The organism is Roseateles sp. P1_C1_2, assembly GCF_056406535.1.
Window position 1 is genome coordinate 95077 of the sequence record NZ_JBFUAB010000010.1, and the last position, 12027, is coordinate 107103.

General features: G+C 70.3%; 10 protein-coding genes. 6 read left to right on the top strand and 4 right to left on the bottom strand.

Annotated elements, in window-relative coordinates:
* Positions 1–70 precede the first annotated feature (70 nt).
* From AC1D2H_RS11575 to AC1D2H_RS11600, 6 genes are read left to right on the top strand one after another with little or no spacing between them, the layout of a single operon-like run.
* Positions 71–1282, top strand: a complete 1212-nt coding sequence (locus tag AC1D2H_RS11575) for an efflux RND transporter periplasmic adaptor subunit (protein WP_478011030.1) — start codon at positions 71–73, stop codon at positions 1280–1282.
* 6 nt (positions 1283–1288) lie between these two features.
* Positions 1289–4444 carry an efflux RND transporter permease subunit gene (locus tag AC1D2H_RS11580; RefSeq protein WP_478011031.1) on the top strand — a complete coding sequence of 1052 codons (3156 nt, stop codon included), beginning with the start codon at positions 1289–1291 and terminating at the stop codon, positions 4442–4444.
* Positions 4441–5817 carry an efflux transporter outer membrane subunit gene (locus tag AC1D2H_RS11585; RefSeq protein ID WP_477932115.1) on the top strand — a complete coding sequence of 459 codons (1377 nt, stop codon included), beginning with the start codon at positions 4441–4443 and terminating at the stop codon, positions 5815–5817. Before AC1D2H_RS11580 ends, AC1D2H_RS11585 begins: the two co-directional genes overlap by 4 nt.
* Positions 5818–5820: 3 nt before the next feature.
* Positions 5821–6783 (top strand): extracellular catalytic domain type 1 short-chain-length polyhydroxyalkanoate depolymerase, encoded by a 963-nt coding sequence (locus tag AC1D2H_RS11590; RefSeq protein WP_478011032.1) that lies wholly within the window; start codon positions 5821–5823, stop codon positions 6781–6783.
* Between the two features lie 45 nt (positions 6784–6828).
* Positions 6829–7290 carry a thioredoxin family protein gene (locus AC1D2H_RS11595; protein WP_478011033.1) on the top strand — a complete coding sequence of 154 codons (462 nt, stop codon included), beginning with the start codon at positions 6829–6831 and terminating at the stop codon, positions 7288–7290.
* Positions 7287–8423, top strand: a complete 1137-nt coding sequence (locus tag AC1D2H_RS11600; protein ID WP_478011034.1) for an MFS transporter — start codon at positions 7287–7289, stop codon at positions 8421–8423. Before AC1D2H_RS11595 ends, AC1D2H_RS11600 begins: the two co-directional genes overlap by 4 nt.
* Here the strand turns inward: AC1D2H_RS11600 and AC1D2H_RS11605 are convergent.
* The 4 genes from AC1D2H_RS11605 to pcaCD form a co-directional block, all read right to left on the bottom strand.
* Positions 8383–9318: a PEP-CTERM sorting domain-containing protein gene (locus tag AC1D2H_RS11605; protein WP_478011035.1), complete on the bottom strand. Its 936-nt coding sequence runs from the start codon at positions 9316–9318 to the stop codon at positions 8383–8385. The two genes, AC1D2H_RS11600 and AC1D2H_RS11605, sit on opposite strands and share 41 nt — an antisense overlap.
* 74 nt (positions 9319–9392) lie before the next feature.
* Positions 9393–10049 carry a 3-oxoacid CoA-transferase subunit B gene (locus AC1D2H_RS11610; protein ID WP_478011036.1) on the bottom strand — a complete coding sequence of 219 codons (657 nt, stop codon included), beginning with the start codon at positions 10047–10049 and terminating at the stop codon, positions 9393–9395.
* A 13-nt stretch (positions 10050–10062) separates the two neighbouring features.
* Positions 10063–10758: a 3-oxoacid CoA-transferase subunit A gene (locus tag AC1D2H_RS11615; RefSeq protein ID WP_478011037.1), complete on the bottom strand. Its 696-nt coding sequence runs from the start codon at positions 10756–10758 to the stop codon at positions 10063–10065.
* Positions 10755–12020, bottom strand: coding sequence for a bifunctional 4-carboxymuconolactone decarboxylase/3-oxoadipate enol-lactonase PcaCD (pcaCD, locus tag AC1D2H_RS11620; protein WP_478011038.1), 1266 nt, complete (start codon positions 12018–12020; stop codon positions 10755–10757). Before pcaCD ends, AC1D2H_RS11615 begins: the two co-directional genes overlap by 4 nt.
* Positions 12021–12027: the final 7 nt, after the last annotated feature.

Sequence of the window (12027 nt, forward strand, 5' to 3'; positions counted from 1 at the left end):
GTTTTGCTCCGCCCGCCAACATTGGCGCCCGGGGCGGGCCGTCGAGAAGCAAGTCGAACAGGACGCAATGATGAAGTTGGCATGGGGTAGCAGCGCTCGGCTGGGTGTCTTGGTGGCGCTGGGCGCTGGGCTGGGTCTGAGTGGTTGCAGCGGAGGCGATAGCAAGCCCGCAGCGGCCGCGCCCCCGCCGCCCGAGGTGGGCGTCGTCACCGTCGCTCCTGGCCGGGCCGATCTGGCCGCCGAACTGCCCGGTCGGCTGGAGGCTTTCCGCGTCGCCCAGGTGCGTGCCCGTGCGGCCGGCATCCTGCAAAAGCGCCTCTTCACCGAAGGCTCGGACGTGAAGGCCGGCCAGGCCCTGTTCGAGATCGACGCGGCGCCCTACCGCGCCACGCTGTCCAGCGCCCAGGCCCAGCTCGCGCGCGCCGAGGCCAACCTCACCCAGGCCCAGGCCCTCGCCGACCGCTATGCGCCCCTGGCCAAGACCCAGGCCGTCAGCCAGCAGGAAGCGCTGAGCGCCCAGGCTGCCGCTGGGCAAGCCAAGGCGGACGTCGCCGCCGGCAAGGCCGCCGTGCAGACGGCGCAGATCAACCTCGGCTATGCCGCCGTCACCTCGCCCATCTCGGGCCGCATCGGTCGCGCCCTGGTCACCGAAGGCGCGCTGGTCGGCCAGGGCGAAGCCACGCCGCTGGCCATCGTGCAGCAGATCGACAAGCTCTATGTGAACTTCACGCAGTCGGCCGCCGAGGTCATGCGACTGCGCCAGGCCCTGGCGGACGGCAAGCTGCAGCGCGCCGGCGGCGGCGAGACCGCCAAAGTGCAGGTGCTGATGGAAGACGGCAGCGTCTACCCGCAGGCCGGCAAGCTGCTGTTCTCCGACCTCAGCGTCGACGCCGCCACCGGCCAGATCACGCTGCGCGCCGAACTGCCCAACCCCAAGGGCCTGCTGCTGCCCGGCCTGTATGTGCGCGTGCGCCTGGCCCAGGCCGAGGTGGCCGACGCCGTCTGGTTGCCGGCACAAGCGGTGGCGCGCGGCGCGACCGGCGAGACCGTGCTGGTGGTGGCCGACGACGGCAGCGTCAGCGCGCGGCCCGTCAAGCTGGGCCCGGCCCAGGGCGGCAACGCGCTGGTGCTGAGCGGCCTGAAGGCCGGCGAGAAGGTCATCGTGGACGGCCTGCAGAAGGCCAAGGCCGGCGGCAAGGCCCGCCCGGTGCCATGGTCGCCCGCGGGCTCGGCACCGGCTGCTCCTGCTGCGGCCCCTGCTTCCGCCGCCTCGAAGGCCTGACCCCACATGGCGCAGTTCTTCATCAACCGACCCATCTTCGCGTGGGTCATCGCGCTGTTCATCACGGTCATCGGCATCGTTGCGGTCACGCAGCTGCCGATCGCGCAATACCCGCCGGTGGCACCGCCGTCCATCGTGCTGTCGGTCAGCTACCCCGGCGCGTCGGCCCAGACGCTGGAGGACTCGGTCATCAGCGTCATCGAACGCGAGATGAACGGCTCACCCGGCCTCATCTACATGGAAGCCGTGGCGCAAGCCGACGGCACCGGCTCCATCACGATGAGCTTCGACCCGGCCACCAGCCCCGACCTGGCCCAGGTGGACGTGCAGAACCGCTACGCCCGCGCCCAGCCGCGCCTGCCCCAGGCCGTCATCCAGCAGGGCGTGCGCGTCGACAAGGCCAACCCCAACTTCCTGCTCTTCATCATCCTGTCGAGCAGCAACCCGGCCTTCGACCCCATCGCGCTGGGTGACTACGCCTCGCGCACCGTGCTGCCCGAGATCCAGCGCGTGCCCGGCGTGGGCCAGGGCCTGCTGTTCGGCACCGAGCGCGCCATGCGCATCTGGCTGGACCCGGCCAAGCTGGTCGGCTTCCGCCTCGCGCCGTCGGACGTCAACGCGGCCATCCAGGCCCAGAACGCCCAGGTCAGCTCCGGCTCCATCGGCGACCTGCCCAATCTGCCCGGCCAGACGGTCGCGGCCACGGTCGTCGTGCGCGGCCAGCTCACCAACGTCGAGCAGTTCGGCAACATCGTGCTGCGCGCCAACGCCGACGGCTCCACCGTGCGGCTCAAGGACGTGGCCCGCATCGAGCTGGGCGCCGACAGCTACACCGGCCGCTCGACGCGGCTGAACGGCAACCCGTCGGCCGGCGTGGGCGTGCAGCTCGCGCCGTCGGCCAACGCGCTGCAGACGGCCAAGCTCATCAAGCAGCGCCTGAAGCAACTGGAGCCCTATTTCCCTGCCGGCGTGAAGGCCAGCATCCCCTACGACAGCTCGCTGTTCATCGACATCTCCATCTCCCAGGTCGTCGAGACGCTGGTGGAGGCCGTGGCGCTGGTGTTCCTGGTGATGTTCCTGTTCCTGCAGAACATCCGCTACACCATCATCCCGACGCTGGTCGTGCCCATCGCGCTGCTGGGCAGCTTCGCCACGCTGCTGGCCCTGGGCTTCTCCATCAACGTGCTGACGATGTTCGGCATGGTGCTGGTCATCGGCATCGTGGTGGACGACGCCATCGTCGTGGTGGAGAACGTCGAGCGCGTCATGAGCGAGGAGGGGCTGTCGCCCCTCAAGGCCACGCGCAAGGCCATGGGGCAGATCTCCGGCGCCATCGTCGGCGTGACCGTGGTGCTGATCTCGGTGTTCGTGCCGCTGGCCTTCTTCAGCGGCTCCATCGGCAACATCTACCGCCAGTTCTCGGCGGTGATGGTCAGCTCCATCGCCTTCTCGGCCTTCCTGGCCCTGTCGCTGACGCCGGCGCTTTGCGCCACGCTGCTCAAGCCCGTCGAGGCCGGCCACCACCTGGAGAAGCGCGGCTTCTTCGGCTGGTTCAACCGCGGCTTCACGCGCACGGCCAAGGGCTATGAGGGCTGGGTGTCCAAGTTCATCTACCGCGGCGCGCGCATGGCCGTCGTCTACGCGGCCGTCATCGCGGCGGCCGTGCTGGTGTTCCAGAAGCTGCCCACCTCCTTCGTGCCCAATGAAGACCAGGGCAACATCCTCGTCAACATCCAGTTGCCGCCGGGCGCCACGCAGGCCCGCACGCTGGACGTGGTGAAGCAGGTCGAGACCTACATGCTCAAGCAGCCCGAGGTGGAGAGCATGGTCGGCGTCGTCGGCTTCAGCTTCTCGGGCGCGGGGCAGAACGCGGGCCTGGCCTTCGTCACGCTCAAGCCCTGGGACGAGCGCCACGGCGCCGAGCACTCCGCGCAAGGCCTGGCCGCCCGCGCCTTCGGGGCGCTGAGCAAGGTGCGCGACGCCATCATCTTTCCGACCAGCCCGCCGCCCATCCGCGACCTCGGCCGGGCCAACGGCTTTGCCTTCCGCCTGCAGGATCGCAGCGGCCACACGCGCGCCGAACTGCTGGCCGCGCGCAACCAGTTGCTGGGTGCTGCGGCCAAGAACCCGCTGCTGGCCGCCGTTCGGCCTGATGGCCTGGAAGACGCCGCGCAGCTGGAGCTCAGCATCGACCGCGACCGTGCCCAGGCGCTGGGCGTGAACATCGGCGCCGTCAACGCGGTGCTGGGCACGTCGCTCGGCTCCTCCTATGTGAACGACTTCCCCAACACCGGCCGCCTGCAGCGCGTCATCGTGCAGGCCGACGCGCCCGCACGCATGCAGCCCGAGGATCTCGGCCGGCTGAATGTGCTCAACAGCGCCGGCCAGCCGGTGCCGCTCTCCGCCTTCTCCACCAGCAAGTGGGTCACCGGTGCGATGCAGACGGTGCGCTACAACGGCTATTCGGCCATGCGCATCCTGGGCGAGCCGGCCAAGGGCGTGTCCACCGGCGTGGCCATCGCCGAGATGGAGAAGATCGCCGCCACGCTGCCCGACGGCTTCGGCTACGAGTGGACCGGCCAGTCGCGCGAGGAGAAGCTCTCGGGCTCCACCGCCTTCATCCTGTTCGGCTTCTCGCTGCTGGCCGTCTTCCTGTGCCTGGCCGCGCTGTACGAGAGCTGGAGCATCCCGCTCGCCGTCATCCTGGTCGTGCCGCTGGGCGTGCTGGGCGTGGTGCTGGGCGCCACCTTCCGCGGGCTGGAGAACGACGTCTACTTCAAGGTGGGCATGATCACCATCATCGGCCTGTCGGCCAAGAACGCGGTGCTCATCATCGAGTTCGCCAAGGACCTGCAGGCCCACGGCAAGAGCGCCTTCGATGCGGTGCGCGAGGCGGCGCACCTGCGCTTCCGTCCCATCATCATGACGTCCCTCGCCTTCATGCTGGGCGTGCTGCCACTGGTGCTCGCCAGCGGCGCCGGCTCGGCCAGCCAGCGTGCCATCGGCACGGGTGTGCTGGGCGGCATGCTGTCGGCCACGGCGCTGGCCGTGTTCTTCGTGCCGGTGTTCTTCGTCGTCGTGCGCCGCTTCTTCCCGGGCAGCGAGCGCCAGAGAAAGCGCGATGCCCACGAGGCGGAAGATGACATGGGAGGCCAGGCATGAAGACGTCTCTCTCGCTGATCGCCCTCGCGGCGCTGCTGGCCGCCTGCGCCGGCCCCGAGCCCAAGCGCCCGGTTGCCTCGGAAGCCGCGGCCGCCGCCGTGCCGCAAGCCTTTCCGCAGGCCGGTGGCCCTGGCGCGACGGCCGCCACCGAGCTGCCCTGGGCCCAGGCCTTCAAGGGCGCACGGCTGCAAAAGCTCATCCCGCTGGCCCTGGCCAACAACCGCGACCTGCGCGTCGCGGTGCTCAACATCGAGAGCGCCCGCGCCACCGCTTCGGCGCGCGATGCCGACCTCTGGCCCACCGTCAACGCCGGCCTCAGTGGCTCGCGCACGCCGACGGCGGCTGGCGGCATCAACAGCGTCTACCAGGCCGGCCTGCAGGTCTCGGCCTATGAGCTGGACCTGTTCGGCCGCCTGCGTGGCCTGAGCGCCGCGGCCGCCGCGCAGGTGCTGGCGGCACAGTCCAACCAGCAGGCGGTGCGCACGGCGCTGGTGGCGAGCGTCGCCAATGCCGAGATCGCGCTGCAGGCCGACGAGGCCCTGCTGAAGATCACGCGCGACGCCCTCGCCACGCGCGAGCAGTCGCTGTCGCTGACCCGCCAGCGCTTCGAAGGCGGCGTGTCAGGCGAGTTGGACCTGCGCTCGGCCGAGTCTTCCTGGCAGGCCGCCCGCGCCGTGCTGGCCCAGGCCCAGCGCCAGCGCGCGCTGGACGAGAACGCGCTGGCCCTGCTGATCGGCGGCCCGCTGCCGGCCGACCTGCCCGCGCCCACCGGCGACCTGGCGGACTTCGAGCCCCTGGCCGAACTGCCCGCCGGGGTGCCCAGCGAGGTGCTGACGCGCCGGCCCGACATCCGCCAGGCCGAGTTCCAGCTCGGCGCAACGGACGCCAACATCGACGCCGCCCGCGCCGCCTTCTGGCCGCGCATCACGCTGACCGGCAGCGTCGGCACGGCCAGCGGCCATCTGTCCGACCTGTTCAAGAACTCGGCCTGGAGCTTTGCACCGCAGCTGATCCAGCCCCTCTTCGACGCCGGACGCAACCGCGCCAACCTGGCCGGTGCGCGTGCGTCGCGGGACATTGCGCTGGCCCAGTACGAGAAGGCCATCCAGACCGCCTTCCGCGAGGTGGCCGACGGCCTCGCGGGCCGCGCCACGCTGGCCGAACAGCGCGCCGCACTGGCTGCCCAGGTGGAAGCCGAGACTCGCCGCCTGAACGCGGCCGAGCAGCGCTACACGGCCGGTGTCTCCAGCGCCCTGGACCGGCTGGACGCTCAGCGCTCGCTGTTCGCGGCCCAGCAGACGCTGGTGCAGGTGCAGAGCCAGCGCGCGCAGAACCTCGTCGCGCTCTACCGGGCGCTCGGCGGCGGCGGCTGAACCATGCGTGCGCTCGCACTCGCGCTTCTGGTGTTGCTGCCCGCAGCACAGGCCCAGGAGACGCTGCGCGAGCGCATCAAGGCGCGCATGGAGCAGCGCCGCGCCGGGCAAGAGTCACCGGCCGGCTTGCAGGAGATCCAGGTGCAAGGCCGCAAGGTACTGGTGCACCTGCCTACCGGCTATGACACCGCCAAGCCGGCGCCCCTGGTGCTGGCCTTCCACGGTGGCGGCGGCCATGCCGAGTACATGGCCGACGACGCCAAGTACGGCTTGCAGAAGAAGGCCGACGAGGCCGGCTTCGTCGTCGCCTTCCCGAACGGCTACAGCAAGCTGCCGGGCGGCAAATTCGCCACCTGGAATGCCGGCGGCTGCTGCGGCGATGCGCGTGACCGCCAGGTCGACGACGTCGCCTTCGCCCGCGCCGTCGTCAAGGCCATCGAGGGCCGGTACGGCATCGACGGCACGCGAATTTTCGCGACCGGCATGTCCAACGGCGGCATGCTGAGCCACCGCCTGGCCTGCGAAGCGGCCGACGTGTTCCGTGCGGTCGCGTCCGTCGCCGGCACCGATGCCACCGCCAGCTGCACGCCGAGCAAGCCGATCTCGGTGCTGCACATCCACGCCAAGGACGACGACCATGTCCTCTTCAACGGCGGCGCCGGTCCGAACGCCTTCCGCGACGAGAGCAAGGTGATGAGCTTCACCTCCGTGCCCGAGACGATCTCGCGCTGGGTACAACGCGATCACTGCGCCGCCCCACCACAGCGCACGCTGGACAAGGCGGGCGCCTACTGCGAGGCCTACAGCGGCTGCAGCGGCGGCACGCAGGTGCAGCTCTGCGTCACCGACACCGGCGGCCATTCCTGGCCCGGCGCCGACAGTGTGCGCCGCGGCAAGCCGGCCGCGTCACAAGCCCTGGACGCCAACGACGTGATCTGGCGCTTCTTCGAGCAGACTTCGAGATAGCCTCGCTGGAATCGCTTCCAATTTCCTGCTTCATACTGCGTCGCCATGCGTTTCCTGACCGCCTCCCTCCTCCTCGCCACCAGCCTCGCCGCCCAGGCCAGCGGCCCGCCGGCCATCTATGACGAAGGCGTCGACGCCAAGGCCGCCATCCGTGCGACGCTGGCCGAAGCCGAGAAGGCCAAGGTGCCCGTCCTCGTCGTCTTCGGCGCCAACTGGTGCGGTGACTGCCGCATGCTGGACAACACGTTCAAGCACGGGCCCAGCGCGCCACTGATCGCCAAGAGTTTCAAGGTGGTCAAGGTCGACGTCGGCCGCTTCGACCGCAATGTCGATATCGCCGAGGGCTACCGCGTGCCCTTGAAGAAGGGCATTCCCGCCGTCGCCGTGCTGTCGCCCCAGGGCAAGCTGATCTACGCCACCGAGGGCGGCGAGCTGGCCGACGCCCGCAAGATGGGCGACCAGGGCGTCTACGACTTCTTCACCCGCATCAGCGCGACCGCCAAGTGACGTCGGTCGTCGGTGCTTCGCGCGCGCTGCGCGCGCAGTTCTTCGTGCTGGGCGTCATGTTCGCGACCTGGGGCGTCCATGTGCCCACCGTCAAGGGCCACTACGGGCTGGGTGAACAGGCCCTGGCCATCGCCATGCTCGCCGGGGGCGTCGGCGCGCTGCTGGCCCTGGCCCAGGCCGGCCGCGTCGTCGGCCGCTGGGGGCCACGTGCCGTGTCCGCCGTCATGGGCGTGGCCTGCTGCGCCTCCATCGCCTGCCTGCTGGCAGGATCGACCTATGCCGCCCTGCTGGGCGTGATGCTGGTGTTCGGCATCACCGGCAGCCTGGTCGACGTCGCCATCAACACGGAGGCCACCGAGATCGAGCGCCTGGCCACCAGGCCGCTGATGAGCGGCTTCCACGGCATGTTCAGCCTCGGCGGCATGGCGGGTGCCGGCCTGGGCAGCGCCGCTCCCGCGCTCGGCCTGTCGCCCCAGGCCCATCTGCTGGTGGCCACCGGCATCGGCGCCATCGTCGTGCTGGTGGGCAGCCGGGCCATGCTGCCGGTGCCCGAGAAGGCGGCCGAGGAGAAACATCCGCTCAGCTTGCCGCGCGGGCCGCTGCTGCTGCTGGGCGTGCTGGCCTCGATGGGCCTGATCGCCGAGGGCGCGATGTACGACTGGAGCGTGCTCTTCATGAAGCAGGAGCGCGCCAGCGAGGCCAGCACCGCGGCCCTGGCCTATGCCAGCTTCAGCGGCGCGATGGCCGCCGGCCGCTTTGGCGGCGACTGGGTGCGCGCGCGCATGTCCGGCACGAAGCTGATGCGCGCCAGCGGCGTGCTCGGCGCCGCCGGCATGGCGCTCGCGCTGGCCGTGCCCTCGCCCGCCGTGGCGCTGATCGGCTTCGCGCTGGTCGGCCTCGGCCTGTCCAACGTCGTGCCGGTGATCTTCAGCGCCGCGTCGCAAGCGCCCGGCGTGTCGTCGGCCCACGGCATCGCCGCTGTGTCGGGCGTCGGCTACCTCGGCATGATGGCCGGCCCGCCGCTGATCGGCCTCATCGCCGAGCGCTCGTCGCTGACGGCCGGCCTGGTCGTCGTCGTCGTGTTCGCCGTCTTCATGGCCTTGTCGGCAAAGCGGGCGATGCGCGGGACCTGAGCTGGCGTGAAGCCACCGCCTGCGCGGCCTGGATCTGCTCCGCGCTCAGCCCAAGGTCGCGCCCGGCGCGGTTGGCTTCGCCGAGGCTGGCCGGATCGCGGCCGCTGAGCTGGCCGAAGATGACGAGCGCCTCCAGGTAGCTTCCCCAGGCGCTGAGGTGATAGCCGTCCTCGCCCCACACGTTGAACTTGCCGGCATCGATGCCGTCGTAAGGGTTGCGGTCGGCCACGCCCTCCTGCACGGCGCGCAGGGTGGCGTCGCCCACGGGCACGACGCCGGCGATGCAGCCGGCGCGCGCCATCGCCTGCGCGTAGGCCGCGCGCAGCTCACCCTGCATGGCCTCCAGCGACTTGCCGTTCCAGCGGCCGCCAGGCGTGCGGTAGACCTGGTCGGCACGCGCCCAGGTCTGCAGCAGATAGACGCGGGCGGCGGGGTTCACACCATGCACCGCGGCTTCCAGCCGGCCGGCTGCCGCAATGAAGGCTGTCGCGTCGCCGGGCCGCTGCGGGCTCAGCGTGCTGTATTCCTGCAGCACGACGATGTCCCATGGCCGGCTGGCGATCAGCGTGAGCTTCTCGTCGAGGTGGAACTGCAGCGTCTGCCCGCTGAGCAATTCGCTGGCGACGTCGACATGCAGGCCGGCGTCATCGGCGAGCTGCTTGAACACGGCCGGCACGCCGCCATGGCCGCTGCCGTTCAGGTCGGTCACGCGGTCCGCGTTGTAGTGCAGCACCGGCGGCATATGGCCGTGCAGGAAGCTGTTGCCGACGAAGAGGATGCGGTGGGGCGCGTCGGCCCGCGCAGCGGGCAGTGGCCTGCGCTCGCAGGCGGCGCTGGCCGACGCGGCGGCGGCCCACAGCGCCAGCAGCGGGAGAAGATGGCGGGCGCGGATCATCGCGCGGAGTATGGCCGGGCCCAGGAGGGCGAGGTGATGCAGGTCAGCGAACACCGGGCCCTCGCTGGCCCGTCTCAGCCCACCCTCCTCAGCGGGAAGGCGGTCGCGGCCTGGACTTCGTCGAATGTCAAACCGGGAGCCAGATCGATCAGCGTCGCGCCGTCGGCATCGAAGGCGATGACTGCCATGTCGGTAAACACGCGGCTGACGCAGGCCAGGCCTGTGAGCGGATAGGTGCAGCGTTCGACCAGCTTGGCCTGCCCGTCCTTGGTCAGGTGATCCATCATGACCCAGACGGCCTTGGCACCGGTGGCCAGGTCCATCGCCCCGCCAACGGCGGGAATCGCATCGGCAGCACCGGTATGCCAGTTCGCGAGATCGCCGTTGCCGGCGACCTGGAATGCGCCGAGCACGCACAGGTCCAGGTGGCCGCCGCGCATCATGCCGAAGCTGTCCGCGTGATGGAAGAAGCTGCCGCCGGGCAGCAGCGTCACCGGCTGCTTGCCGGCATTGATGAGGTCGTAGTCCTCCTGCCCCTCGGGCGGCGGGCCGCCCATGCCGAGCACGCCGTTCTCGCTGTGCAGGATCACCTCGCGGTCGGACGGCAGGTAGGCCGCCACCTGCGTCGGCAAGCCGATGCCGAGGTTGACGACCATGCCTTCGGCAATGTCCTGCGCGACACGCGCGGCGATCTGCTGACGCGTCCAGCGCTTGCTGCCCGTGCTGCTCATGGCCTGTGCCCTCTCACGACTTGAAGCCGCCGGCCCGCGTGGCCGCACGGGGTGTCTGGACCAGGCGCTTCACGTAGATGCCCGGCGTGACGACCTGCTCGGGGTCCATCTCTCCCAGCGGCACCAGCTCGTGGATGCTGGCCACCGTGACCTTGGCCGCCGTGGCCATGACGGGACCGAAATTGCGGGCGGTCATGCGATAGGTCAGGTTGCCCCAACGGTCACCGCGTTCGGCCTTGATCAAGGCCAGGTCGGCATGGATGGGGTGCTCCAGCACATGGCCGCGCCCGCCGATGACACGGGTCTCCTTGCCCTCGGCGAGCGGCGTCCCGTAGCCGGCGGGTGTGAAGAAGGCACCGATGCCCGCCCCGGCCGCGCGGATGCGCTCGGCCAGGTTGCCCTGCGGCACCAGCTCCAGCTCCAGCTTGCCGGCGCGGTACAGCGCGTCGAAGTGATGCGAGTCGGTCTGCCGCGGAAAGGAGCAGATGATCTTGCGCACGCGGCCGGCCGCGAGCAGCGCCGCCAGGCCCGTGTCGCCATTGCCCGCGTTGTTGTTGACGACGACCAGGTCCCTGGCACCCTGGGCGATCAGCGCTTCAACCAACTCATCGGGCAGGCCTGCGGTGCCGAAGCCTCCGATCATCACGGTGGCGCCGTGTGGCGTATCTGCCAGCGCCTGCTCGGCGCTGGCGCAGAGTTTGTTGATCATGAAGAGACGTCCAGCTTCTGAAGGAATTCGCGCAGGGCGGCGTGGAACGGGCCCGGCTGCTCGATGACCGACAGATGGGCCGCGCCTTCCAGCAGATGCAGTTGCGCACCCGGAATTCGTGCGGCCATGGCCTCACTCATGGTGAGCGGCGTGGCCTGGTCCTGCGTGCCCGCGATCAGCAGCGTGGGCAGCCTGAGTTCGGGCAGGCGCCCCAGCGTGTCCAGTTCGCTGACCGCCTGGCATGCTGCCGCGTAGGCCTGCGCATCGGTGCAGACGAGTCGGCGTCGGGCGCGCGCCAGCGTCGCGGGATGGCGCTCGCTGAACTCGGCGCTGAACCAACGCTGCAACGCAGCGTCCGCGATCTCCTCCATGCCTCGCGCCCGCACGGTGGCGATGCGCTGGTGCCATTGCGCACGCGCCGCCTCGTCATAGCCGGCACAGGAGTTCGCGATCACCAAGGCCTTCAGCCGCTGCGGGTGGCGCAATGCCAGCTCCTGCCCGACCATGCCCCCCAGGGACAGGCCGACCCACACCACCGGCTCGGGCCCCAGCTCTTCGAGAACCCTGACGGCATCTTCGGCCAGCTCCGCCATGCTGCAAGGGCCGGCCGGCCGATCGGACTGCCCATGACCGCGGTGGTCGTAGCAGACCACGCGGCAGTCCGCGGCGAGCTTGCTGGCCAGCGCATCCCACATGGACTCGTCGCAGCCCAGCGCATGACTGAGCACGAAGGTATGCCGCGGTGCGGCCCGGCTGGCCGGCTCGCGCACGGTGTAGTGCAGCGACGTCGGGCCGCGCGTACAGGCCTCGCGGCCATAGCCGGGGTGGAAGCTGTCGGCCAGCGCCGCAGGTTCGAGCACCATGCCCAGTTCGCGCATGATCTTCAGCGCATGCGTCACTGCCGTGTTTGCGGCTGGCACGCCGGCATAGATGGCCAGCTGCAGCAAGACCTCTTTCAGCACATCCGGCGTCAGGCGTGAGGCCTCGTCCGCGCTGCTCAACGCGGCGCGGCAATGCAGCTCGAACTCCTCCCAGCGGCCCAGCGACGCGGTAGAGACCAACACGATGATGCGTCGCGTGCTGGCCGCAAGGCCCGGCCGCCCCCAGACCTCATGCCAGGCATAGCGGGTGATGAAGGCCTGGAAATCGGCGTTGAACGCGTTGGCGCCCGCGCTGGCGCCATCCACCCAGGCGTCGCCCAGGATCTCCCGCCGATTGCGCAGGCCGCGTTCCAGCGGGTTGTCGAAATTGTCGGGGGGCATCTTGTCT

Bases quoted from the DNA above. Each gene is read 5' to 3' on its own strand.
- AC1D2H_RS11585 (WP_477932115.1), top strand. From the start codon at position 4,441: ATGAAGACGTCTCTCTCGCTGATCGCCCTCGCGGCGCTGCTGGCCGCC.
- AC1D2H_RS11595 (WP_478011033.1), top strand. From the start codon at position 6,829: ATGCGTTTCCTGACCGCCTCCCTCCTCCTCGCCACCAGCCTCGCCGCC.
- pcaCD (WP_478011038.1), bottom strand. From the start codon at position 12,020: ATGCCCCCCGACAATTTCGACAACCCGCTGGAACGCGGCCTGCGCAAT.
- AC1D2H_RS11580 (WP_478011031.1), top strand. From the start codon at position 1,289: ATGGCGCAGTTCTTCATCAACCGACCCATCTTCGCGTGGGTCATCGCG.
- AC1D2H_RS11615 (WP_478011037.1), bottom strand. From the start codon at position 10,758: ATGATCAACAAACTCTGCGCCAGCGCCGAGCAGGCGCTGGCAGATACG.
- AC1D2H_RS11610 (WP_478011036.1), bottom strand. From the start codon at position 10,049: ATGAGCAGCACGGGCAGCAAGCGCTGGACGCGTCAGCAGATCGCCGCG.
- AC1D2H_RS11590 (WP_478011032.1), top strand. From the start codon at position 5,821: ATGCGTGCGCTCGCACTCGCGCTTCTGGTGTTGCTGCCCGCAGCACAG.
- AC1D2H_RS11575 (WP_478011030.1), top strand. From the start codon at position 71: ATGAAGTTGGCATGGGGTAGCAGCGCTCGGCTGGGTGTCTTGGTGGCG.
- AC1D2H_RS11605 (WP_478011035.1), bottom strand. From the start codon at position 9,318: ATGATCCGCGCCCGCCATCTTCTCCCGCTGCTGGCGCTGTGGGCCGCC.